General features: G+C 55.0%; 20 protein-coding genes. 3 read left to right on the forward strand and 17 right to left on the reverse strand.

Annotated elements, in window-relative coordinates:
* Positions 1-368: 368 nt before the first annotated feature.
* From rsmB to ABE504_RS04940, 12 genes are all read right to left on the reverse strand, one after another.
* On the reverse strand, positions 369-1,826 hold the full coding sequence (rsmB, locus tag ABE504_RS04885; protein ID WP_430085278.1) for a 16S rRNA (cytosine(967)-C(5))-methyltransferase RsmB: 1,458 nt from the start codon (positions 1,824-1,826) through the stop codon (positions 369-371).
* Positions 1,827-2,115: 289 nt separating this feature from the next.
* Positions 2,116-3,063 carry a methionyl-tRNA formyltransferase gene (fmt, locus tag ABE504_RS04890; protein WP_430085281.1) on the reverse strand — a complete coding sequence of 316 codons (948 nt, stop codon included), beginning with the start codon at positions 3,061-3,063 and terminating at the stop codon, positions 2,116-2,118.
* Positions 3,063-3,542, reverse strand: a complete 480-nt coding sequence (gene def, locus ABE504_RS04895) for a peptide deformylase (RefSeq protein WP_430085284.1) — start codon at positions 3,540-3,542, stop codon at positions 3,063-3,065. The genes fmt and def overlap by 1 nt, the downstream gene beginning before the upstream one ends.
* 225 nt (positions 3,543-3,767) lie before the next feature.
* Positions 3,768-6,281 carry a primosomal protein N' gene (gene priA / locus ABE504_RS04900; protein WP_430085287.1) on the reverse strand — a complete coding sequence of 838 codons (2,514 nt, stop codon included), beginning with the start codon at positions 6,279-6,281 and terminating at the stop codon, positions 3,768-3,770.
* Positions 6,281-7,501 (reverse strand): bifunctional phosphopantothenoylcysteine decarboxylase/phosphopantothenate--cysteine ligase CoaBC, encoded by a 1,221-nt coding sequence (gene coaBC, locus ABE504_RS04905; RefSeq protein ID WP_430085290.1) that lies wholly within the window; start codon positions 7,499-7,501, stop codon positions 6,281-6,283. Before coaBC ends, priA begins: the two co-directional genes overlap by 1 nt.
* Before the next feature lie 76 nt (positions 7,502-7,577).
* Complete coding sequence (gene rpoZ / locus ABE504_RS04910) at positions 7,578-7,796, reverse strand: DNA-directed RNA polymerase subunit omega (protein ID WP_430085293.1); 219 nt, start codon at positions 7,794-7,796, stop codon at positions 7,578-7,580.
* Complete coding sequence (gene gmk / locus ABE504_RS04915; RefSeq protein WP_430085296.1) at positions 7,797-8,435, reverse strand: guanylate kinase; 639 nt, start codon at positions 8,433-8,435, stop codon at positions 7,797-7,799.
* Positions 8,425-8,685, reverse strand: a complete 261-nt coding sequence (gene remA / locus ABE504_RS04920) for an extracellular matrix/biofilm regulator RemA (RefSeq protein ID WP_009672664.1) — start codon at positions 8,683-8,685, stop codon at positions 8,425-8,427. The genes gmk and remA overlap by 11 nt, the downstream gene beginning before the upstream one ends.
* Positions 8,686-8,719: 34 nt before the next feature.
* The gene (locus tag ABE504_RS04925) at positions 8,720-9,604 is read right to left on the reverse strand and encodes a YicC/YloC family endoribonuclease (protein ID WP_430085734.1); all 885 of its coding nucleotides are present in this window, start codon (positions 9,602-9,604) and stop codon (positions 8,720-8,722) included.
* A gap of 29 nt (positions 9,605-9,633) precedes the next feature.
* Complete coding sequence (locus ABE504_RS04930; RefSeq protein ID WP_430085299.1) at positions 9,634-11,511, reverse strand: bifunctional homocysteine S-methyltransferase/methylenetetrahydrofolate reductase; 1,878 nt, start codon at positions 11,509-11,511, stop codon at positions 9,634-9,636.
* A gap of 82 nt (positions 11,512-11,593) precedes the next feature.
* A complete protein-coding gene (gene dapF, locus ABE504_RS04935; RefSeq protein WP_430085301.1) occupies positions 11,594-12,436 on the reverse strand; it encodes a diaminopimelate epimerase in 843 nt (280 codons plus the stop codon).
* Between the two features lie 203 nt (positions 12,437-12,639).
* Positions 12,640-15,450 (reverse strand): calcium-translocating P-type ATPase, SERCA-type, encoded by a 2,811-nt coding sequence (locus ABE504_RS04940; RefSeq protein ID WP_430085303.1) that lies wholly within the window; start codon positions 15,448-15,450, stop codon positions 12,640-12,642.
* 182 nt (positions 15,451-15,632) lie between these two features.
* Between ABE504_RS04940 and ABE504_RS04945 the strand changes: the two genes are divergently transcribed.
* The 3 genes from ABE504_RS04945 (at position 15,633) to ABE504_RS04955 (ending at position 19,789) form a co-directional block, all read left to right on the forward strand.
* Entirely contained in the window at positions 15,633-17,369 is a 1,737-nt protein-coding gene (locus ABE504_RS04945) for an Rqc2 family fibronectin-binding protein (RefSeq protein WP_430085306.1), read from the forward strand.
* 171 nt (positions 17,370-17,540) lie between these two features.
* Positions 17,541-19,010 carry an S-layer homology domain-containing protein gene (locus ABE504_RS04950; protein ID WP_430085309.1) on the forward strand — a complete coding sequence of 490 codons (1,470 nt, stop codon included), beginning with the start codon at positions 17,541-17,543 and terminating at the stop codon, positions 19,008-19,010.
* Between the two features lie 152 nt (positions 19,011-19,162).
* Positions 19,163-19,789, forward strand: coding sequence for a YncE family protein (locus tag ABE504_RS04955; protein WP_430085312.1), 627 nt, complete (start codon positions 19,163-19,165; stop codon positions 19,787-19,789).
* On the opposite strand, the gene ABE504_RS04960 is transcribed toward ABE504_RS04955, so the two are convergent.
* The 5 genes from ABE504_RS04960 to ABE504_RS04980 form a co-directional block, all read right to left on the reverse strand.
* Positions 19,745-20,065, reverse strand: coding sequence for a hypothetical protein (locus tag ABE504_RS04960; protein ID WP_430085314.1), 321 nt, complete (start codon positions 20,063-20,065; stop codon positions 19,745-19,747). The genes ABE504_RS04955 and ABE504_RS04960 overlap by 45 nt on opposite strands.
* Complete coding sequence (locus ABE504_RS04965) at positions 20,022-20,222, reverse strand: hypothetical protein (protein WP_430085317.1); 201 nt, start codon at positions 20,220-20,222, stop codon at positions 20,022-20,024. Before ABE504_RS04965 ends, ABE504_RS04960 begins: the two co-directional genes overlap by 44 nt.
* A 14-nt stretch (positions 20,223-20,236) precedes the next feature.
* A complete protein-coding gene (locus tag ABE504_RS04970; protein WP_430085320.1) occupies positions 20,237-21,127 on the reverse strand; it encodes a carbohydrate ABC transporter permease in 891 nt (296 codons plus the stop codon).
* Between the two features lie 18 nt (positions 21,128-21,145).
* A complete protein-coding gene (locus tag ABE504_RS04975; protein ID WP_430085323.1) occupies positions 21,146-22,042 on the reverse strand; it encodes a carbohydrate ABC transporter permease in 897 nt (298 codons plus the stop codon).
* A 111-nt stretch (positions 22,043-22,153) separates the two neighbouring features.
* Entirely contained in the window at positions 22,154-23,548 is a 1,395-nt protein-coding gene (locus ABE504_RS04980; RefSeq protein WP_430085326.1) for an ABC transporter substrate-binding protein, read from the reverse strand.
* Positions 23,549-23,597 lie beyond the last annotated feature (49 nt).

Here is a 23,597-nt window from a genome sequence, read left to right on the forward strand (position 1 = left end):
ATAAAGCACCGCTAAGTTTCAGACAAATCGCCATAGGCCGCTGTACCGTCTCTTTGCGGATGCCGACGCGCTGTTCTCGCTCGCCTTCACTCCTGCAAAAGGTAACTAGGTAGGCCCTATCGAAGAGGACAGGGAAATTCCTGCGAAAAAGCAGGCTTTTTTCACAAAAATGGCGTTTTTCGCAAAATGCCTGCGTTAAAGCAGTTTTTTAGGCCAAACTCGCTCAAAAAGAGGACTCTCACCCAAAATTCCTGCGCTTTTGCAGGCATTTCATCGAATCAGGTAGGGAGAGAGGAAAATTCCTGCTTTTTTGCAGGCTTGATGCTCAACCCGAGTGCTTCCCGGCCCTCATCCCTTTGCACTGCCCTCTATAAAGAAGAACTCTCGCGCTTGCGGAGTCTCGCGATAAAGAAGCCGTCCGAATGGAACTGCTGCGGCAAAATTTGCACCATACCGGCTTGCACCGCCGCCGGATCGACAGCCCCGAACGGCTCCGCAGGCAGCGGAGCCAGCTCAAACTCCGGATGGTCGGCGAGAAACCGCTCGACCATCCCGGCATTCTCGTCGTGCTCGATTGTGCACGTGCTGTACACGAGCACGCCGCCCGGCTTCAGCAGGCGGTGCACCCGCTCGAGAATCGCGTGCTGCGTCGCCGCAATCGCCGCGATCTCAGCCTCCTGCTTCGCCCACTTGAGATCCGGCTTCCGCCGGATCACGCCGAAGCCGGAGCAGGGCGCGTCCAGCAGGATGCGGTCGAACGACGCCGGCGCAAAATGCCGGTCGAGCTCGGTCGCATCCATCACGAGCGTCTCGATCGACGACAGGCCCAGGCGTTCCGCCTGGTCGTCGATCAATTTCCGCTTGTGCTCATGGAGATCACAAGCCCAGATTTTGCCCGTATCGCCCATCTTCTCGGCGATATGGGCCGTTTTGCCGCCCGGGGCGGCGCAGCAGTCCAGCACGGTCATGCCCGGGCGCGGATCCAGAGCTTCGGCGACGAGCATCGAGCTCTCGTCTTGAATCGAGAAGTCCCCGTGGCCGAAACCGGGGACTAACGCCATGTTCCCGGCCCCGTGCGCGAGCACACCGGCCGGGGCCAGCGGCGACGCTTCTGCGCGAATATCCGCTGCCTCCAGCTGCCGCAGCAGCTCCGCTCGGCTAAGCCGTCTCGCGTTCGCGCGAATGCTTACATGCGGCGGCACATTGTTCGCCGCACAAATCTGTTCCGTCAGCTCCGCCCCGAGCTGACGGATCCACCGGCGCACGAGCCATTCCGGATGGGAATGGCCCAGCGCGATGCGCTTGACGTCGCCGAGCGCCGCCGGCAGCGCCAGCTCGGCCTTGCTGCGGAGCACCGCCCGCAGCACACCGTTGACCATGCCCGAGATGCCTTGGTGGCCCCGGCGCTTGGCAATATTGACCGCTTCGCTCACGACCGCATGGTCGGGGATGCGGTCCAAATAATACAGCTGATAGAAGCTCAGCCGCAGCAAGCACCGCACCCAGGGCTCCAGCTTCGCGAGCCCTTTACTAACGAAACGCTCGAGGAAGAAATCGATCGTATTTTTCCGGCCGATCGTGCCGTACACGAGCTCTGTGGCAAGCCCCGCGTCCGCTCTGGGGAGCGCGTGCTTTTGCAGCACCTGGTTCAGCAGCAGGTTGCTGTAGGCCTGGTTCTCCTCGACCCGAACCAGCACATCCAGCGCCGCTTCACGGGCGGAATGCCGAACAGCGCTGCTTTTTGCAGCGCTGGAAGAAGTATGTGAAGATGCAGCCGGTTTGCCGGCCTTCTGTGTTTTGCCATGTGTACGATTAGGTGTAGACAAATGGGATACCTCTTTTTTAAAGTTCTACGGAGTTCACAGTGTCTGGGCCGTGTCTGAACACCCGCTCAGGGGCATCTTTCACCGCCTTTTCGCCCAAATATAAGCATTTATGGGTTTCACTTGCGAAATCGGCTTATATTTTTGATAAACGCACTCGTCCCTCGGGGGACGGCGTAAGCCGTTTATTATACCTGCTGCGTCACTTTTGCTTGACGTACCCCTGGTACACCTTCACAAAAGTTCCTTGCATGGAACGAAAATTCGGCCAAATCTGCTTCCTTCTGCGTATTCAGTCACGTCCTAGCACCGTGCCCTTCGGAATCTGCACGCCGCGCACGAACTCCGCGACAGGCATCGCTTTTTTCCCGGCAGGCTGAATCTCGGTCAGCAGCAGCGAGCCGTCGCCAGTCGCCACCTCAAGGCCCTGCGCACTGCAAGAAAGCACCGTCCCGGGCGCAGCAGTTCCAGCCGCTCCCGAACCGCCTTCCGGCTTCATAGCCGCCCAGACCTTCATCACGTCGGCGTTCCACAACGTATACGCCCCCGGGAACGGGTTCAGCCCGCGAATATGATTCCACAGCTCACGCGACGTGCGCGACCAATTGAGCAGCTCGTCCTCCCGGGAAATGTTCGGCGAGTAGATCGCTTCCGCTTCCACCTGCGGCACCGCCTGAATGCGTCCGGCGAGTAAATCCGGCAGCGTCCGTTTCAGCAAATCCGCTCCGGCTACACTCAGCTTCTCAAACAGTGTGCCGGTCGTGTCCGTATCCAGAATCGGCAGCTCCACCTTGGCGATCATATCGCCGGTATCGAGGCCTGCGGCCATATACATAATCGTTACCCCGGTTACGCTCTCGCCCTGAATGACGGCATGATGAATCGGCGCCCCGCCGCGATATTTCGGCAGCAGAGACGCATGAATATTAATGCAGCCATGCTGTGGCAGCTCCAGTACAGCTTTCGGCAAAATCTGGCCGTAAGCCGCCGTCACAATCAGATCCGGCTTTAGCTCGCGCAGCCTCTCGACGGATTCCGGGCTCCGCAGCTTCTCAGGCTGCAGCACCGGAATATCGTGCTTCTCCGCTTCCGCCTTCACCGGTGTCGGCGTCAGAACGCGCTTGCGCCCTTTCGGCCGATCCGGCTGCGACACGACCGCAACGACGTTGTAGCCTTCCGCAATCAGCGTCTGCAAGGAAGGCACCGCGAAATCCGGCGTTCCCATAAAAATAATGTTCACTATTCCTCTTCCTCTTCATCCGCCGTGTACGTTTTGGTCGCAAGATCGGTGAACAGAATGCCGTTCAGGTGATCGATCTCGTGGAAAATGCAGCGCGCCAGCAGCTCCGTACCGGTTACTTCGATCGGGTTGCCGTTGCGGTCTTGCCCCTTAGCCGTTACGTTCAGCGGACGCAGCACATCGCCGCGCAGCCCAGGGATACTCAGACAGCCCTCAGGCCCTACTTGCTCCCCGCTGGACGTGACGATTTCCGGATTGACCATTTCGATCAGGCCGCCGTGCTCCTCGCCGCAGTCCATCACGATCACACGTTTCAAAATGCCGATTTGCGGCGCCGCCAAGCCCACGCCTTCCGCGTCATACATCGTGTCTGCCATATCATCAAGCAGCTTGTGCAGGTTAGAATTAAATTTCGTAACTGTGATCGCTTTCTCGCGCAGCACAGGATCTGGATCTTTTACAATAATACGAATTGCCATAAGTAATGTGCACCTACTTTCAAGAAGTTGTTCAAAAAGCCGTCTTTTGATCACGAAGTAAATTCAAGAAGCGGACTCGGCATCGAATCTTGCGTTCAGCTTCGAAGTGCGGTGCTCATGTAGTTTTGCCTACACTCCGCTCCTCCTTCTTCAGCTTCTCACAACCTTCTCGGTGCTGAAAAGCCTGCTTTTTGAACACGCATTTTAAGTCTTGAACATGCCGAATTACATCAAATATTGCGGGTCCACGTCCACGGAAACCGTCAGCTTTTCTTTCGCCGAGCGCTCCTCGAACCAGGCCACCGTCTGCGAGACAATATCCGAAGCGACATCATCCCCACGATATTTTACCACGCATTGGAATCGATATCTATCTTTGATTCGGGAAATCGGCGATGCAACAGGCCCGAGGACATCCATATGAAAAAATTCCTCATCCGTCACCACGGGTGTAAACAAGTCCGTCTGCCTGGTCATGTACGGGCGCGCAATCTCTTTGAGCCGAGTCACAAACGCTTCCGCCATCCGCACCAGCAAGGGTAGTTGCTCATGAGTAAACGTCACCAGAATGAGCCGCTGATACGGCGGATAGCCAAGATTTGCGCGCACATCGAGCTCCTGATTGGCGAACGCGGTGTAATCGTGGCGGCTCGCATGCTGAATGCTGTAATGATCCGGTGTATATGTCTGCACGAACACTTCGCCCTGCTTTTCATGCCGTCCAGCCCGGCCCGCCACCTGCGTCAGCAATTGAAACGTCCGCTCCGCCGAACGAAAATCCGGGATATTCAGCACCGTATCCGCCGCAATCACCCCGACCAAGGTCACATCGGGAAAATCAAGCCCTTTGGCCACCATCTGCGTGCCGAGCAGCACGTCCGCCTGCTTGTCACGGAAGAGGGACAGCCACTTTTCGTGCGAGCCTTTTTCCGACGTTGTATCGACGTCCATGCGGATAACCCGGATGCCCGGAAAAATCTTGCTCAGTTCTTCCTCCACCCGCTGCGTTCCCGTGCCAAAATGGCGGATATGCTCCGACTGGCAGCTCGGACACTGCGTCACTTCCCGCTCCGCGTAGCCGCAATAATGGCAGCGCAGCATGCGCGAGCTTTGGTGGTACGTCAGCGAAATGTCGCAATGCGGACACTGGGCGACGTAGCCGCACGTCCGGCACATGACGAACGTCGCGTACCCCCGACGGTTGAGCAGCAAAACAATCTGTTCTTTCTTGTGTAACCGTTCTTCAATCGCTTTATACAGAGGCCTGGAGAACATCGAGCGGTTGCCGGTTTTGAGCTCCTCCCGCATATCCACGACCGTCACCGGCGGCATCGGCCTGCTGGCCACACGTTCTGTCATCGTCAGCAATGTAAAAGGCGGCTTCGCCCGGTCTCGCCGGCGTCTCGTCAGCTCAAGCGTTTCGAGGGACGGCGTCGCCGAACCGAGCACGACCGCAGCGTTATGCCCTATGGCCCGCTGTACCGCCACCTCCCGGGTGTGATACTTCGGACTCTCTTCCTGCTTGTAGGACGATTCATGCTCCTCATCAATAATAATAAGACCGATTTGCGTAAAAGGGGCAAAAATCGCCGAACGCGCGCCGATCACGACCTTCACCTGCTTGCGGGTGATTTTGCGCCATTCGTCGTACCTTTCACCGTTCGACAGCCGGCTGTGCAGCACCGCGACCTGGTCGCCGAAGCGGCCCTTGAACCTCTCCACCATTTGCGGCGTCAACGAAATTTCGGGCACGAGCACGATCGCTTCCTTGCCCATGTCTAATGCTTGCTGGATAGACTGCAAGTAAACCTCCGTCTTGCCGCTTCCCGTCACGCCATGCAGCAGAAACACTTCGTGCCGATCTTCCGCAACCGCTGCCTTGATCGGCGCAAACACGCGCGCTTGCTCTTCCGTCAGCGTAAGCGGCGTGGTCCGTTTGAACGAGCGCCCCGCGTACGGATCGCGCAGCACCTCCACCTCGCGCAGCTCGATCCAGCCGCGGTCGGCGAGGCTTTTTACCGTGGATGCGGAGATCTCCAGCGTCTCGATCAGCTCCGTCAGCCGGATGGCGTGCGGATGTTCCATGAGATAGCGCAGCACGGCTATCTGCTTGTTCGCTCTCGCCGGCAGCTCCGGCAGCGCATTTTCCAGCACGCTTAAGTCCTTGGGCGGGAATACAGTTAACGCCTTTTTCGTTGCCATCCGATCTTTCACCATCTGTACTTCAGCCAGCACGCCGGCTTGCAGCAGCTCTTTGAGGAACGCGTCGCGCCCCGGAAACCTCTCCATCAGCCCCTCCATCGTAAGCGATGATTTGCTGTGTACGAACTGCACGATCTCCTGCACATCGGACATGTGAAGCAAGGGGTTCTCGGCACTTTCCTCACCAACTGTTATGACCCGCTCATACTTCGCCTTGAGGGCGGCAGGCAGCATCGCTTGCAGCGCCGTCACCTCGTGGCACAAATACATGCGGGCGATCCACCGCCCCAGGCTCACAAGCTCCGGTGTCAGCGGCGGCACCAAATCCAGCACGTGGCCGATCGGCTTAAGCCGCTTCGGATCGACATCCGTCTCGTCCGACAGTCCGACGACAAAACCTTGCAGCACGCGCGGGCCGAACGGCACGCCGACGCGGCTGCCGACCTCCACCCAGCTCCGGAGTTCCTTCGGAACCGCATAGTCAAATGCCCGGTTCGTTTGCTTCGCCGGCACATCGACGATCACTTTTGCGTACATCAAGCATCCCCCACAGGGGTGAGCCGCTGCGCCGCAAGCTGCAGCAGCTCGCGCGCCACCTCCGATTTGCTGCGCAAGGACAGCGCCTGAACGAGACCGCTCCGGTCATAAATGCGGACGATATTCGTATCCGTGCCGAAACCCGCGCCATCTTGCGACACGTCGTTGCCGACGATGAGATCGCAGTTTTTGCGGTTCAGCTTGTCCATCGCATACGCGTCCAGATTCTCCGTCTCAGCGGCAAAGCCGATGACGAACTGATGTGTTTTGAGCGTACCGATCTCCTGCAAAATATCCGGATTCTTCACAAGCTGGAGCGTGAGCGTATCCGCCTTTTTCTTGATCTTCTGCAGGGCCGCTTCCGCCGGACGATAGTCCGCCACCGCCGCCGCTTTCACGACCACGTCCTGCGCGTCCAGACGCGACAGCACCGCTTCACGCATATCGAGCGCGGACTGCACGCGCACGAGCTGAACGCCGGCAGGCGCAGGCAGCGCGGTTGGGCCTGACACGAGCGTCACCTGTGCACCCAAGCGCACGGCTTCCTCAGCGATGGCATAGCCCATTTTGCCCGACGAATCATTGGTCAAATAGCGAACCGGATCCAGGCGCTCGACCGTGCCGCCCGCCGTCACCAACACGCGCTTGCCCGCAAGAGGCTTCGTCTCGCCTGCAAAAAACCGTTCCACCGCGGCAAAAATTTCCTCCGGCTCCGCCAGACGGCCTTTGCCGACATACCCGCAGGCGAGCTGACCCTCGCCAGGCTCGATAAACCGAACACCGCGGCTCGCCAGCGTCTGCATATTCGCCTGTACAGCGGGATTGGCGTACATATGCACATTCATCGCCGGCGCCACCCAGATCGGCGCTTCCGTCGCCAGCAGCGTCGTGCTCAGCATATCGTCGCCGAGCCCCAGCGCCAGCTTGCCAATCATATTCGCCGTCGCCGGCGCGATCAGTACAAGATCCGCGCTGTCCGCCAAGTTAATGTGGGAGACGACGGACGGATCCTTTTCATCGAACGTATCGACGAACACGTGATGACGGGACAGCGTCTGGAACGTCAGCGGCGCGACAAACTGCACGGCGGATTCAGTCATGATGACCCGAACCACCGCGCCGGCCTGCGTCAATTTGCTCGTCAGTGCAGCCGCCTTATACGCCGCGATGCCGCCGCATACGCCGAGTACGATCGTTTTGCCTTGCAAAGCAACACTCATGGGGACTCCCCTTTCTACTTTTATCCATCAAATTGAGAAAAAAATAACAACCACGAGGGTTGTTGGAAAAATGGGTTTATTTCTCATTGCTCTCAGACGGATCAATTTTCTCGTATCCAATGTAACGACCGTACAGCTCTTCCAGAGCAAAACCGACTTGTTTGTGCGCCTTATGGCCTTTCAAATCGGATTTAGCGCCGTCACGCAGGGATCTAGCACGCTTGGAAGCCGCAACCACCAAGGAATATTTGCTGTCCACAATGTCCAGCAGTTTATCGATTGAAGGGTATAGCATTTATTTCACCTCGTTTATCCATTGTACGACTTTGGGGAACATTCGGTCTTTCTTGCAATGCTCAGCCGCCAAAATCGCTTGAATCTTCGAACAAGCCTTCTCGACGTGATCATTCACAATCGCATAATCATAATGCTCCATTAAACGAATTTCGTCAAGCGCCACCGACATCCGGCTGCGAATGACATCGTCCGTCTCCGTGCCGCGCGTCACAATGCGGTTCTCCAACTCATCGAGCGAAGGAGGCAGCAGGAAGATGAACACGCCTTCCGGAAACTTCTGCTTCACCTGCAGCGCACCCTGAACTTCAATCTCCAGGATGACGTCCTTGCCGGCCCGCAGCGTATCTTCAACGAAACGTCGTGGCGTCCCGTAGAAATTCCCTACGTATTCCGCCCATTCCAGCACTTCGTCGGTATCGATCATCTGCTGGAACTGTTCGCGGGTTTTGAAAAAATAGTTCACACCATCGACTTCACCCTGGCGCGGAGAGCGCGTCGTCGCCGAAACGGAATATACAATGTCCGGCGCGCATTTGCGCAGAGCCGCACATACCGTTCCTTTCCCGACCCCAGAAGGACCGGAGAGCACAATCAGAATCCCTCTCTCACGCTCAAGCGTGTTCGTATTACTCGTCATGATCATCGTCCTTATTCGAAAGTCTATGCGCTACCGTCTCTGGCTGTACGGCCGATAAAATCACATGATCGCTGTCCGTGATAATAACAGCCCGGGTTCTTCTACCATATGTAGCGTCAATCAGCATGTGACGATCACGCGCCTCTTGAATGATTCTCTTGATCGGAGCCGACTCGGGGCTGACGATCGAGATAATGCGGTTCGCCGATACGATGTTGCCGAACCCAATATTGATTAATTTGATAGCCATCTAGACTTCCTCCTCGCGAAGCGCTGCAGCAGCCTCACTCGATATTCTGTATTTGTTCTCTCATCTTCTCAAGCTCCGCTTTCATCGCGATGACCTTCGCCGCAAACTCCGCATGACTCGATTTGGAACCGATCGTGTTGACTTCACGGTTCATCTCCTGAATCAGGAAATCCAGCTTGCGCCCGACAGGCTCCGGATCCGTCAACAAAGCGTCGCACTGTCCGAAATGGCTTCGCAGCCGCGTCAGCTCTTCGTCGACATTCGCCCGATCGGCAAACATGGCAATTTCCGTCGCCAGACGCTGCTCATCCGCGCTTAAACCATCCGCCATCAGCGCTTGAATACGGCTTGTCATTCTCGCTGCGTATTCCTGGACGGCCATCGGCGCCAATTGCTCCAACTCCGCGTGGATTCGCCTTAGTTCCTGTAACCGGTCGCGAATATCCTGTGCCAAAAAAGCGCCTTCCCGCTGCCGCATCGTTGCAAGGCAATCCCCTGCTTCCCGTAAGCAAGCGCAAAGCTCGCGTTCCAACGCCTCATCCGGCTCTTCGCGCAGTTCTTTCACTTGCAGCAAGTCGGGAATTCGCATCAAATCCAGCAGGCCAAGCTCCTCCTGGAACCCATAGCGCTGCTTTAGCTGCTGCGCCGCTTCCAAGTAGGCGTCTGCCAGTTCCATATTCACGGTGACGCCCTTCGGGGAAGCCGCCTCACGTTCCGCTGTAATAAAAATGTCGACTCGTCCCCGTTTTACAGCCTGCAGCACCGTTTTCTTCAGCGCGTCCTCAAATACAGTCCATTCCTTCGGCATTCGAATTGACACTTCACAATACCTATGATTGACCGATTTGACATCGATAAACACGTTGTATCCCGCAAAAGAACGATTCGCTTGCCCGAATCCGGTCATACTGCAAATCATTCCAATCACATCCGTTATCCTATTTTAATTCATTTTGAAAGTGGGTACAAGTGGAAATCATGGCGATTCGACTTTTCCCAGACATACTTCGTCAGATCTACGCACATTTCATAGGCCAAAAATGGCGTCATCAGGTAGATGCCGTTGAAATACTGCATCGCCGTATCGAGCAGTTCCTTCGCAATTTCGACACCCATCGCGCGGCCTTCGGGACCTTTGAGCCCGCTCATGCGTTTACGTACATCATCCGATAAACGGATTCCCGGGACCTCATTGTGCAGATACTCAGCATTCCCCTCGCTGGCAAGCGGCATAAAACCAATGAAAATCGGCACATTCAAATGCTTCGTAGTTTCATAGATTTCCTCAATCAGCTTTGCGTCGTACACGGGTTGGGTCATAATGTAATCTGCCCCAGCCTCGATTTTTCGCTCCAATCGCTGCACGGCTTTATCCAAATGTTTCACATTGGGGTTGAATGCTGCGCCGATCACAAAATTCGACTTTTGCTTGAGCGGCTTGCCGGAGAAGGCAATGCCTTCGTTCAGCTGTTTGATCATCCGAATGATCTCGAAAGAGGTCAAGTCGTACACAGAGCTGGATCCCGGCAAATCGCCGAACTTGGCGGGGTCGCCGGTCACAGCGAGCACGTGGTCGATGCCGAGCGCGTGCAAGCCCATGAGGTGGGACTGCGTCCCGATCATGTTGCGGTCGCGGCACGCGATATGAATGAGCGGACGCGCGCCCAGCTTGTCCTGCACGAGGTAGCCGAGGGCGAGGTTGCTCATGCGCGTCACCGCCAGTGAGTTGTCGGCCATCGTAATGGCGTCGACGTGCGCGTCCTGCAGGGCCTTTGAGCCCTGCATAAATTTGTTAATGTCGAGATCCTTCGGAGGATCCAGCTCGACAATGACGGTTTTGCGCTGCTTGACGATGTCCAGCAGCGTCGGGGCCGCCGGCGGCGCAGGCTGGGCCGGCGCCGGTTCGCTTACGCGCACGACTTCGGTCGGCGCGCCCTCTGTCGTCCCGGGTGCCGCCGGGACGTAGCCCTGCAGCGCCTTCGCAACCGCTGCGATATGCTCCGGCGTCGTGCCGCAGCAGCCGCCGATCAGACGCGCGCCGAGGTCGGCGAAGCGCCGTGCGCACTCGGCGAAGTACTTCGGCGTCGCCGCATACGTATACTGCCCGTCGACATAGTCGGGCAAGCCCGCGTTCGGGAACGCCGAGAACGGCACGCCGAGATCGTTAGGCAGCTTCTCCATCGAGCGGAGAATCCCGTTCGGGCCGACGCGACAGTTGAAGCCGATGACGTCAGCACCGCCGTCGCGCAGGCGAAGGAACGCCTCCGGCAGCGGCACGCCGTCCTGTGTGCTGCCTGTCCCTTCGTTGGCGAACTGGCAGATGACCGGCAGCGAGCTCATGCTGCGGATAATGCTCAGCGCGAGCTGCAGCTCTTCCAGATCGTAAAACGTCTCAAGCAGCAGCCCGTCCACCGGCGAGTCCAGCAAAATGCCGATCTGCTCACGCAGTGCCGCTTCGACGTCCGCCGTGCGGACGTTTTTCCGCTTGCCTGCGCGGATCGAGCCGATCGCACCGACGACATACGCGTTGTCGCCGACCGCTTTTCTCGCCAGCTCTACGCCTGCCCGGTTAATCGCTTCCACATCGCTCTCCAGCCCGTATTTCGACAATTTCTCCCGGTTGGCCGAGAACGTATTCGTTTCAATCAGTCGAGCGCCCGCCTCATAATACCGGCGATGCACCTCCGACACCGTCTCGGGACGCAGCAAATTCAGCTCCTCATACGAAATGCCCACGGGAAAGCCCATTTGGTACAAGTAAGTCCCCATTGCTCCGTCGCCGGTAATGATTTCCTGCTGCAGCGCGGAACGAAGATCCGTCTTCATCCTATCATCCTCCATCTCCCCGGCATCTAAACCTGCCTTTAGCGAAAAATATACATCGCACATCCATCGTCCCGCTACAAATTTATGCCAATTCCGGAATCGTCCCCGTAAACACTTCTTCCGCAGGTCCAGTCATATATACGCGGTTATCCGCTTCGTTCCAGGAAATGAACAGCTCTCCGCCCTTCAGCGATACGATAGAATCGCGGTCGGAGTACCCATTAAGCACGGAAGCGACGAGCGTTGCGCAAGCGCCGGTGCCGCAAGCCAGCGTAGGGCCTGCTCCGCGCTCCCAGACGCGCATATCGGTATACGCCCGGTTCTGCACCGTGGCGAACTCCACGTTCGTTCTACGCGGAAACATCGGATGCGTCTCCAGCTTCGGCCCCCACGCCGCAAGGTCAAATTGGATCGCATCGTCCACATAAATGACGCAGTGCGGGTTGCCCATGGAAACGGCTGTGAACGTGAACGTCATGCCATCCACTTCAATGGGATACTGCACGACCCGGTCGCTGTCGATCGTCGTCGGCACCTGCAAGCCTTGCAAAATCGGCTCGCCCATGTCGACGCGCGCGGTCATGACTTTGCCGTCCTTCACCTGTACTTCGATCTTTTGCACGCCGGCCCCGATCGTTTCAATCGTAATGTCAGTCGAATCTACCAATTTGTGATCGTACACATATTTGGAAACGCAGCGCACCGCATTGCCGCATTGCTCGGCCTCGGAACCATCCGCGTTGATAATGCGCATTTGAAAATCCGCCTTCTCGGAAGGCAAAATAAAGACGACGCCGTCAGCGCCGATGCTGAAATTGCGGTTGCACAGCCGAATGGCAAGCTGATCCGCCCCAGCCGGCAGCTCTTGCTCACCGTACACGACGATGAAATCGTTGCCTAAGCCATGCATTTTCGTAAAATTCATCTGAACGCACCTCATCCACCTACGGTTTAGCCCTTATCATAGCGTAAAATCGCGTGTGTGCATAGACCCTTGCGCCGATGGAATGGCGGTGGGAAAGGAGGCCTGAAATGGTGCCTGCGACGGTGGAGGTAAAGTTATACGCCAAAAAGCCGCTTCTCAGCGGCTTTTTGCAGCGAGCTGCCTTGGCGTTGGCAGCCCCTATTTTAACGAAAGCTAGCTTTCGACGAACCATACCCCGACGCACGCACACCTTTGTTGCGGTCGTTGTTCCGCTTGCGCTTCGGCGAGAGCACGCTGCCGAGGCCCATGAAGAAGGTCGGGATGCCGGCCGCAATCAGGACGAGAATCCAGTCCTTCCAGCCGAGCGGCACAGTTTTGAAAATCGGCTGCAGCGAGTCGATGTACATAACCGCCAGCATCAGGATCAGCGAGGACAGCACCGCGAGCACGAGATATTTATTTTGCAGCGGATTGCGGTGAAAAATCGAGCGCGAGCTGCGGCAATCGAACACGTGAATGAGCTGCGCCATGACGAGTGTGGCGAAAGCGACACTTTGCGCTTTAAGCAGCGTCTCGCTGTCTCCTGGATTCGTGTGCAGCACGAGCCAGAACGCCCCGAGCGTACAGACGCCGATCAGCAGGCCTCTGGAAATAATTTTCCAGCCAAGCCGACGGGCAAAAATATTTTCTTTAGCTGAGCGCGGCTTGTGCTGCATGAGATCTTTTTCCGCTTGGTCGACGCCCAGCGCCATGGCCGGCAATCCGTCGGTGACAAGGTTGACCCACAAAATTTGAATCGGCACGAGCGGCAGCGGCAGCCCCGCCATCATCGCAATGAACATCGTCATAATTTCGCCGACGTTGGAAGCCAGCAAATAACGGATGAATTTGCGAATATTTTCATAGATGCCGCGACCTTCCTCAATCGCCGCCACGATGGTGGCGAAGTTGTCGTCGCTGAGAATGAGCGAGGAGGCTTCTTTGGACACGTCGGTACCCGTTATGCCCATCGCAATACCGATGTCCGCCGCTTTAATGGCAGGCGCGTCGTTAACGCCATCCCCCGTCATCGCGACGACGTGCCCCTGACGCTGCAGTGCTTTGACGATGCGCAGCTTATGCTCCGGCGACACGCGGGCGTAGACGTAGGTATCGCCTACTTTCGTATCCAGTTCCTCGTCGGTCAATTGGCCGATCTCCTGGCCGCTCATGGACACTCCGTTCGCCGGAATCATGCCAAGCTGCTTGGCGATCGCTTCCGCCGTCGTCTGGTGGTCGCCGGTGATCATGACGGTTTTGATGCCCGCCTTGCGGCATTTGGCGATCGCTTCGCGCACTTCTTTGCGCGGCGGGTCGATCATCCCGGTCAGGCCGACGAACACGAGGTTGCTTTCCACATCCTCATGATCTTCGCAGCGATCCGACACCTTCACATCCTTGTACGCGACGCCAAGCACGCGCAGCGCCGATTTCGCCATACCTTCGTTGGCGGAAATCACCTTTTGCTTGAGCGTAGACGTGAACGGAATGACTTTGCCGTCCCACAGAATATAAGAGCAGTGCTGGATGAGCACGTCCGGCGCACCTTTTGTGCAGGCCATGCGGCCTTGCTCCGAGGCGACCAGCACCGACATGCGCTTGCGCTCGGAATCGAACGGGAACTCTGCGATGCGCTTGAATTTATCCCGCAGCGACTCCGGCGTGATGCCGCTCTTCGCGCTGAGCACGACGAGGGCGCCTTCGGTCGGATCGCCTTTAATATTCCAGACGGAAGCAGGCGTGTCTCCACCTTCCTTGCCCTTTTTCCGCTTTGCTTCCGCTTTCTCTTCAAATAAAGTCGCATTATTGCACAGCGCCGAAATATGCAACAGCTTGGACAGCGACGGATGCCTCAGCGGGTCGGTTTGGTGACCGCTGTGAAGGATTTGACCGACTGGCGTGTAGCCGTCCCCCGTCACTTCCATCACGTCCCCGCCGATCCACAGGTGGGTAACGGTCATTTTGTTTTGGGTCAGCGTGCCGGTTTTGTCCGAGCAGATGACCGAGGCGCAGCCGAGCGTTTCCACCGATGGCAGCTTGCGCACGATCGCTTTGCGCTTAATCATCCGCTGGACACCAAGGGCAAGCGCGATCGTGACGATCGCCGGGAGGCCTTCCGGAATTGCTGCGACCGCCAGGCTGACGCCGGCCAGGAACATCGCATACGGCGGCTGACCATGCATAATGCCGGCGACGACGACGAGCACGGTGAGCGCAATCGCAACGATGATGAGGATTTTGCCAAGCTGTTCGAGCCTGTGCTGCAGCGGCGTCTCCATCGACTCCGTGTTTTGGATGAGATCGGCGATTTTGCCCATTTCGGTTGACATGCCTGTCCGTACGACAACCGCCTTGGCCGTCCCACGGGACACCATTGTGCCCATAAAGCCTAGATTGCGCTGATCGCCGAGCGGTACATCATCATGCGGAATAACAGCCGTTAGTTTGCTGACGGCGATGGATTCCCCGGTAAGCGCGGATTCCTCCACATACAGACCGTTCGTTTCCAAAAAGCGCACATCCGCCGGCACCCGATCCCCGCTCTCCAGCGCAATAATATCGCCGGGCACGAGATCGCGGGCCGGAATTTGATGCACAGCCCCTTCACGCCAAACGTTGGCATTCGGCGCCGAGAGCTCTTTGAGCGCGCGCAGCGACCTTTCTGCCCGAAATTCCTGGGTAAAGCCCAAAATGCCATTCATGACAATAATAATGACAATCGTGATCGCGTCCAAATATTCCCCAAGCAGGCCGGAAATGAGGGTAGCCCCCAATAAGACCAGCACCATAAAATCTTTAAACTGATTCAAAAGCAGGGATAACGGGGATATGCGCTGCCCTTCCGAAAGCTCGTTGCGCCCTACCTCTGCCTGCCGCCGCCACGCTTCTTCCCAGGGCAAGCCTTGCTGCATATTCACTTGCTGCAACCGCAAGACATCCTCCGAGTTCAACTGATACCACTTCTCCTGACTCATCCGCCCTTCTCCCTCCACATCTACATGTACTTGTCTCACCTTATACGTCAATGTATTCAGACAAGCGGGAAAATATCCCTGAAATCATCTTTCCGCTCACTGCCCCACTTAAGTTTTTGTGAAAAGTATGGCATCATAGAGAGGATTATGTTTTTTATACTTGGAATGGAGTTGTTTGCATCATGTCACTCGATGGACTCGTCCTTCACGCCGTTGTGCACGAGCTGCAAAGCTGCGTCGGAGGCCGCATTAATAAAATTCATCAACCGAACGAGAACGACGTTGTGCTGCAAATCAGGGCGCAAGGTCAAAATTTGAAGCTGCTGCTGTCGGCAAACCCGACATATCCGCGGGTGCAGCTCACCGAGCAAGCGACACTCAATCCACTGGACGCGCCGATGTTCTGCATGCTGCTGCGCAAACATTGCGAGAGCGGCATTATCGAAGCTGTGGAACAAGTCGGACTAGAGCGCGTCGTGCGCTTGACGGTTCGGCACCGCGACGAGCTAGGCGATATGAGCGTCAAAGTCATCCTCATCGAGATCATGGGGCGCCACAGCAATATCATCCTGCTCGATCCCGCGAGCGACACGATTCTGGACGGTATTCATCACGTCACACCGGCGATCAGCTCGTATCGGATTGTGATGCCGGGGATCACCTACGTCACTCCGCCGGAGCAAGACAAGCTGAATCCGCTAACCGTGGATGAGGATGCCTTCGAGCGAGCCATGGGCGGTGAGGGCAAGGATGACGCATTCCAAGAGTTGAAGCTGGAGCAAAAGCTCGTCGCTTCCTTCAGCGGCCTGAGTCCGCTGGTGGCGAAGGAGCTGGTGCATCGCAGCGCGAGCGGCGGCGGGTTGTGGCCAGCGTTTCAAGCGCTGTTGACCGAGGTGCGCGAGCAGCGCTATGAACCGGTGATCGTGGAGCAGTCCGACACGGGTAAAATGTTTTTCAGCATTACGCCGCTAACGCATATTGCGGGTCAAGTGAAAACGTACGCGTCTCCGAGCGCGTGCCTGGAGCATTTTTACGGCGATAAAGCCGAGCGGGATACGGTAAAGCAACGTGTCAGCGATTTGCTTCGTTTTATTCAGAATGAAATCAATAAGAATGTTAAGAAACTGGAAAAATTGCAGGAAACGATCGAGGAGTCCAAGGGGGCGGATAAGCAGCGGATTTTGGGCGAACTGCTGACCGCTTCACTTCATCTCATTAAAAAGGGCGACCGCGAAGTCGAGACGATCAATTATTACGATGAGGAGCAAGCGTCCATCACGATTGCGCTGGATCCGCTGCTGAACCCTTCGGAGAATGCGCAACGCTATTTTAAAAAGTACACGAAACTCAAAAACAGCACCGCCATCGTCACCGAGCAAATCGCGCAAACCCATCAGGAACTGGACTACCTGGCCACCTTGCAATTGCAGCTCAGCGTCGCCTCCCTCTCGGATATTGAGGAAATTCGCGACGAGCTGATGGAACAAGGCTATGTGCGGGATCGTGCCAAGAAACAGCGGAAAAAGAAGAAAAAAGACAAGCCCAATCTGGCGTGCTACTCGTCGAGCGAGGGCGTTCCAATTTACGTGGGTAAAAACAATACGCAGAACGAGTATTTAACGAATCGGCTGGCGGCGGCAACCGACACTTGGCTGCATACGAAGGATATTCCGGGCTCACACGTCGTCGTACGTGGAGATAACTTTAGCGAGAAGACGCTGCACGAAGCCGCGCAGCTCGCCGCCTATTTCTCCCAGGCCAAGAACTCAAGCCGCGTCCCAGTGGACTACACCACGATTCGGCATGTGCACAAGCCTAGCGGATCGAAGCCTGGATTTGTCATATATGTCAACCAGAAGACACTTTTTGTCACGCCGGATGAAGAACAGATCAAGGGGATGCCGATGAGCATCAAATAAGCAAAGAAGGAACTTGCTAAGCGTTGCAGCTGGGCAGGTTCTTTTTTTATGAAATTGTAATGTTTGCATGCTGTTTTTTATGCGATTGTAATGCGCCTCCCTGTAAGCTAGTACCTGTAGGCAACATAACTAGCAAGCAAATCCAACTAACTTTCAAAGGAGCATATGCATATGAAAACAACGAAAAAAGCTTTAGCCGTTCTCACGATTTCCGCCGCCATCGGGTTATCCTCGGTTCTTCCGTTTAACGCTTTGGCCGCCAGCCCGTTCGGGGATACAGCAGGGGCCGCGCAGCAAGTGCAGGCTGCGATTGAAGCGCTCTCCGGGCAGCATGTCGTGTCCGGCTATGAGGACAACTCGTTTAAACCGGATCGCGCGGTGACGCGTGCAGAGGTGGCGAAAATGATGACGCTGGCCCTGCATCTGGATCAAGCCGCGGGTGATGCCGCCAACCCATTCGCCAACTTGACGGGAAAAGAATGGTATTACAGCTATGCCGCCGCGCTGCATGCCGAGGGCGTGCTGACATCTGCGCAATTTGACGGGGGTGCGGCAGTAGCATCCGGGGAGCTTGCCGCGCTGTTGGCCGGCGCCTTGCAAGTCGATGCTGCGGTGATTCGCGAGCTGCAGAGCTTTGCCGCGGCGGGAAGCACCGTAACACGCGGGCAGGCTGCCCTGCTTATCTACGAAGCGCAGCAAAAAGCGCCGATTCGCGTAACCAAGCTCGAAGTGCTGAATGCCATTACCCTGCAAGTCACATTCTCCGGTCCGATCCCGGCCGCGGAGTTGGAATTGGAACCCGCTTCCAAAAACTTCGTTTTGGATAACGGGCTGGCGATCAGCAACGTGCCGCGGCTGAAAACAGGCGCTGTGTCGACCTATATCGTTCCGGTACCGACCCAAAAGGCGGGAACGACGTACACGCTGACGTACAAGGGCAAGGCAGCGGGATCTTTTACGGCCAGCACGGAGAAGATTGCACTCGCCTCCACGCAGCAAGTCGCGAACGATCTGTTTGAAGTGGAATCCCATTTGACAGACGGTGTTTCTGACTATGGCTATGTCATTGCCGCGTATAGCAAAAGCCGGCCAGGCGCTTTCATCGTCGATGAGCACAACGCTTACAACGGCGTGACGTACCAAATCCTGTCCTCCATGCGGAATCGTCAGGTGCAGATCACGCCGGAAGGCGGCGAGACGATGACAGCGAACTACTTGCCGTTCACGCAAGCGACCGACGGCCGCCAGGCGCCGAAATTTATCCTGCCAAACGGCGCAGCGTTCAAACCGGGCGTGAAGTACACCATTTCAGCCGACTGGGCAACGCTGAAAGAGGCGTCGTTCGTCGCGAAAGATATCGCGCCGGTGACGATTCGAACGGCAGCTGCGGTAGACAACAAAACCGTAAACATTACGCTTGCAGCCGATCCAAAGGATGAAATTTTCGTATCGCGTCGGGTCACGCTAACGGCTGCGGACGGGAAAGTGCTGACTGCGGAGTACACGCTGACATCCCGCAAGGGCGCGACGGGCACCTTCGCTCTGCAGAGCAATGCCGAACTCGTGCCGGGCACAACCTACACCGTAGCGCCAGTCGGCGGCTGGGCATCAGTTGCGGGTACGGCGCAGCTTAGCCGATAAATGCAAAAGGGTGCCTCTGAAAGCCGGAAAGATCGGCTTTTGAGGGGCACCCTCTTGCTATATCGACTGCTGCAGGAAAATATCCAACTGACAGACAGCATCTCAGCTTCGAACGTGATGCTTTCCAAACATATCCATCGAGGTGATTGTATATGCTCTTCCATTCCAGACCGGTGAGCGGCCTGCTGACACCGCTCACCCTCCTTCTGCTGCTTGCCGCTTGCGGAGGCGGCCACCCTTTGGCGCCCGCGGCCTCCGCCTCGCCGGCCCCAACGCCCGCGACCGCGATGAAACCGACACTGCTCGTCACGCATTCGAAGAGCGACTACTTCTCCTTCCTCGATCCGGCGAGCGGAACGTACGACAAGCTCGTGGTCGGCCGCGCTCCGTTCGCGGCCGACCTCGGACCGCAGCACCGCGCCTACGTGTCGACGGCGGAAGGCATCGCCGTCATCGACACGGCGCTGCGCAAACGGCTTGCGCTGGTGCCGTACCTGTCCAGCGTCGGCCAGAACCCCCGCTACGGCGAGTATCGGGCCGGCGCAATGGGCCTTGCCGTCTCGCCGGACGGCAAGCAAGTCTATGTCGGTGTGTACCGCGGCTCAAGCGCCAGCCAGCTTGAAATTCTCGACACCGACACCTTCACCATGACGGCCCGCGTGCCCGTGGGCATCCGACCGTTCGATGTCGTCGTGGCACCGGACGGCCACGCAATGAGAAATCGAGCACAGGGCTCAAGCAGCCCTGCTCATAATATAAGCGAGTTCATCAGGCGTTAAATGCTCCTGAGTCATATCAAAAGCAAGCGCCAAATCCGTGATCCAATGTGCTTCATCCATCGTTTGGGCAAAAAGTTTGCCAGGCGCGTTATAGGGAATGTTTCCGTGAATGGCGTACGTTTCATAGTGATCGGCATACGCCATGAGATATGATTGTACGAGATGCAGTCGTTTCTCATCTGGCTCTAGGGCATGGAGTAAAGCCACATGATACACGGCTTGACCGATCTGGCTATGCGCCCCACTGGAAAGTGAGCCGAGTCCCACCTTCATCACAATAATAATAGTTCATCCATTCGCCTTGCTCTTGAGAGTCAATGACGAGTGTGATTTGCATCGCTTCTTCTGCATCCCGACGCAGCAGCTCCATCGTTGTTTGAAACTCCGAGCTACTTGCGTTCCACCGCAATTTCTCTAATCTCTTGATGTCCATGTTCTGAAGTCCTCCTAGCCTTTCAATGAACCAGCCGTCATCTGCATGAATGAACGATTCGCAATCATATACACAACCAACAACGGCAGAATCGATAAGCAAGCTCCCGCAAGCATATAATGTGTTTGAACCGCTGCTGATGAGCCATATCGCAAGTAGGATAGCCCAACAGTCAATGTTTGTAACTTCGGGTTGGTCATTGTAAACACTAACGGACGCAAGTACTCATTCCACGCTCCGCAAAAGGTAAACAGCGCACCTACGCCTAGCCCTGGGCGCATTAGCGGCAAAATAATTCGCCAGAAAATGCCGGCGTTGGAACAGCCGTCAATCCTTGCCGCTTCATCTAAATCCCGGGAAATACCTTTTAAAAAGCTTAGTAAAATGAAGAAAATATATGCGTGTCCGCTGACGAGAATGAGGACAACTCCCCATAAACTTGTGTTTAGGTTCAGCTTAACCATCAACTCGAACTGAGGTCTAATGACAACTGCGCCAATGGAGATGAACATCGTGGACGCTTGAATCGCCACATAGATCGATTTCCCTGGAAAGTTGATGCGATCAACCACATAAGCTGCCATAGAAGCTACGGTCAACACGCCGATCGTCGTTGCTCCACTCAGGAACAAGCTATTCCAAGTAAATCTCGCAAAGTTAGCCTGTACCCAAGCTTCCTTATAATTTTCAAAATGCCAGGAAGACGGGAATATCTTCCCCCCCTTGGTAATCTCCAAATTGGACATAAAGGAGCCTAAAAAAGTCACAATGACAGGGAAAACGATGAGCAAAGCGGTAATCAGTAAAAACAACCAGAGCAGCGCTCTTCCGCCCCATTTCCCCACTGAAAATGACTGAGTTTGTTTCTTTATTTGAACAGCAGATATCGATTTTGTCACTTCCATGATTCCCGAGTCTCCTCCCTATTGAAGTTTGTTTAGGCGCTTCGACATCAGATGATAGACAAGCGTGATAATGCCGACAATGAGGGCCGTCACGAAACCAACAGCACTACCGTAACCAAATTGTTGATCCGTAACAGATCCTGATGGTGTTGGAAAAAAAAGCTTATAGACATACAGATACATCACTTCCGTCTTCCCTACCGGTCCACCTTCCGTTAGGACCATGATGCTTTCATACCCTTTGAGGGAGTTGATGATCGCCAGCATAATCACGATCTGCAGCACAGGACCTAGCATTGGAATCGTTAGATACCAGAACTGCTGCATTTTGTTTGCGCCGTCCAAAGATGAGCTTTCGTACACATCGTTTGGGATATTTTGAAGACCAGCCAGAAATAACAGCATGTAGTTCCCCACAGCCCCCCATACCGCAATGAGGATCGTTGTCAGCATCGCATGCTTGGGTCCGAGCCAATCGATTCTTTCAGAGATGATATGAAACTTTAATAAATACTGATTGAGAATGCCGTTGTACGAGTTGAAAATGATAAAAAAGACAACAGCCATGACAGCCGAGCTAATGATGGTAGGCATAAAATAGATCGCTCTCAACCAGTTGCGCCCACGCAGCTTTGAGTTTAATATAACGGCAAGTGCTAAGCATAGTGGAAGTGCGATGATCAGCTTTCCACCTGCATATACGAATGTATTTTCGACAGAATGCCAATATTCCGTATCCTGAAAGAGTCGTCTGAAGTTATCCAATCCAATAAATGTTGGAGCAGCATAGCCTTTGTATTCATAGAACATGTATCTAATTGCCCAAGCAATCGGATAGACGCCCAGCACCATGGTCAGTAGAAAGCTTGGAAACAAAAACAAATATGAAAACCCGATCTGGCGTGTTCTGTTCATCCCATTCCCTCCATTGTTATCCAAGAATTATTTATCCCTATGAAGAGCGCGAGAGTGGAGTTTCAGCTCCACTCTCGCTTCCTAACTCTTCAATTAGCGCTTATTAGGCTCTTATTTCATCATCAATTTCATTGGATCAAAGCTTGCATTTGGCGCTACTTTGACATCGCCTTTGGCCACAGCTTTATCCAGCGCATCGTTATAGCGTTTATTCAAATCTTGAATAAGTTGATCCAAGTTGCCGCCACTGATCATATATTTGAAGAATGCATCATTGTATTTCATACCTTCAACTGTCACAGTTGGTTGTAACGGCCATGTGCCGTCATTCCCATTTGGCAAGAACCCTTCAATCCCTTTAATTTCTGGTGTTTTGGCAACGGAAGATACAGAAGGTACCATCGACAAACCGAAGCCTTTTTCATGATACGTTTTCAAGACGTCGTCTTGGTACATGTACTGCATGAACTTCCAAGCTTGATCGGCGTTTTTGGTCGTATTGCTGATGGAAAGCCATTGACCGCCTAAGAATGAACTTGCTCCTTTGACCGTTCCATCAATTGTCGGAACCGGTGCTCCTGCCCACTCAATCTTAGCTGGGAACTGATTCGCGTATACACCTGGCTCCGAGGAGTAGGAGATATACATGCCGATTTTACCTTCAGCGAATTGTGCACGCAGTGGATCAATATCCAAGGATTCCATACCTGGCAATGTACTGCCATCGTCTACCATTTGCTTAAACGATTGAATAATATCTTTGTATCCTGTGAAGTCAAACTTCGCCGTCTTGAAATCAAAGCCAAATCCACCGAAACCACTTACTTCCGCGATAGCCCTTGCTGAACGACCTAGTGCACTTTCCGGACTTTTGAAATTTAAGGCAAACCCGTAGGCGCCATTGGCTTTACCGACAGCTGTAATTTTCTTCGCATCCTCAACCATTTCTTTTATTGTTTTTGGAGGCGCCGCAATGCCTGCTTTAGCGAACAGCTCTTTGTTATAGACGAGACGAATCGTCGAGCCATAGTTCGGAAGACTGTACATTTTTCCACCAATACGATTAAAATCGTCAATGACAGGGAATTCCTTTTTAATTGCATCCGTTAAGTAGGAATCGATAGGTTTGAGGTAACCTTTTGCGGCAAAAGGTTGAATTGTATTTTCTTTGACACGAATAATATCAGGTGCCTGACCGGAAGCAAAAGCTAGATCAATCGCTTGGTTGAAGTCTTCCGTCTTTACAACCATTTCTACTTCAATATTGTCGCTATTCGTTTCGTTAAACTTTTGAACGACGGATTTGATATAGTCCATATCATGACGATCATTCGTCCAATAAGCGAGCTTCGTTTTTGCCTTGACAGGAGCCGCACTCGTCGGTTGATCGGATGCTTTCGTAGACGCCGCTGGGCTTGCTGCTGTTTCGGTTTTGTTGGAGCTGCAAGCGGCTAAACTACCTGCAAGTGCTACTGCTAATGTGACCGTCCCTAATTTTCTCATCATGTGTAAGCCTCCCTTAAATCTGTTGTTTACACTTCTAATAGTAAAAGAA

The sequence above is a fragment of the Paenibacillus oryzisoli genome (assembly GCF_050467285.1).
GTDB classification, from domain to species: domain Bacteria; phylum Bacillota; class Bacilli; order Paenibacillales; family NBRC-103111; genus Paenibacillus_E; species Paenibacillus_E oryzisoli_A.

Excerpts from the sequence above, each read along its gene's own strand:
- gmk (WP_430085296.1), bottom strand. The coding sequence starts at position 8,435 with ATGACGAGTAATACGAACACGCTTGAGCGTGAGAGAGGGATTCTGATT.
- ABE504_RS04945 (WP_430085306.1), top strand. The coding sequence starts at position 15,633 with ATGTCACTCGATGGACTCGTCCTTCACGCCGTTGTGCACGAGCTGCAA.
- ABE504_RS04940 (WP_430085303.1), bottom strand. The coding sequence starts at position 15,450 with ATGAGTCAGGAGAAGTGGTATCAGTTGAACTCGGAGGATGTCTTGCGG.
- ABE504_RS04930 (WP_430085299.1), bottom strand. The coding sequence starts at position 11,511 with ATGAAGACGGATCTTCGTTCCGCGCTGCAGCAGGAAATCATTACCGGC.
- ABE504_RS04925 (WP_430085734.1), bottom strand. The coding sequence starts at position 9,604 with ATGATTTGCAGTATGACCGGATTCGGGCAAGCGAATCGTTCTTTTGCG.
- ABE504_RS04950 (WP_430085309.1), top strand. The coding sequence starts at position 17,541 with ATGAAAACAACGAAAAAAGCTTTAGCCGTTCTCACGATTTCCGCCGCC.
- dapF (WP_430085301.1), bottom strand. The coding sequence starts at position 12,436 with ATGAATTTTACGAAAATGCATGGCTTAGGCAACGATTTCATCGTCGTG.
- coaBC (WP_430085290.1), bottom strand. The coding sequence starts at position 7,501 with ATGAGTGTTGCTTTGCAAGGCAAAACGATCGTACTCGGCGTATGCGGC.
- ABE504_RS04970 (WP_430085320.1), bottom strand. The coding sequence starts at position 21,127 with ATGGAAGTGACAAAATCGATATCTGCTGTTCAAATAAAGAAACAAACT.
- priA (WP_430085287.1), bottom strand. The coding sequence starts at position 6,281 with ATGTACGCAAAAGTGATCGTCGATGTGCCGGCGAAGCAAACGAACCGG.
- def (WP_430085284.1), bottom strand. The coding sequence starts at position 3,542 with ATGGCAATTCGTATTATTGTAAAAGATCCAGATCCTGTGCTGCGCGAG.
- ABE504_RS04955 (WP_430085312.1), top strand. The coding sequence starts at position 19,163 with ATGCTCTTCCATTCCAGACCGGTGAGCGGCCTGCTGACACCGCTCACC.
- ABE504_RS04965 (WP_430085317.1), bottom strand. The coding sequence starts at position 20,222 with ATGGACATCAAGAGATTAGAGAAATTGCGGTGGAACGCAAGTAGCTCG.
- ABE504_RS04980 (WP_430085326.1), bottom strand. The coding sequence starts at position 23,548 with ATGATGAGAAAATTAGGGACGGTCACATTAGCAGTAGCACTTGCAGGT.
- ABE504_RS04975 (WP_430085323.1), bottom strand. The coding sequence starts at position 22,042 with ATGAACAGAACACGCCAGATCGGGTTTTCATATTTGTTTTTGTTTCCA.
- remA (WP_009672664.1), bottom strand. The coding sequence starts at position 8,685 with ATGGCTATCAAATTAATCAATATTGGGTTCGGCAACATCGTATCGGCG.
- rpoZ (WP_430085293.1), bottom strand. The coding sequence starts at position 7,796 with ATGCTATACCCTTCAATCGATAAACTGCTGGACATTGTGGACAGCAAA.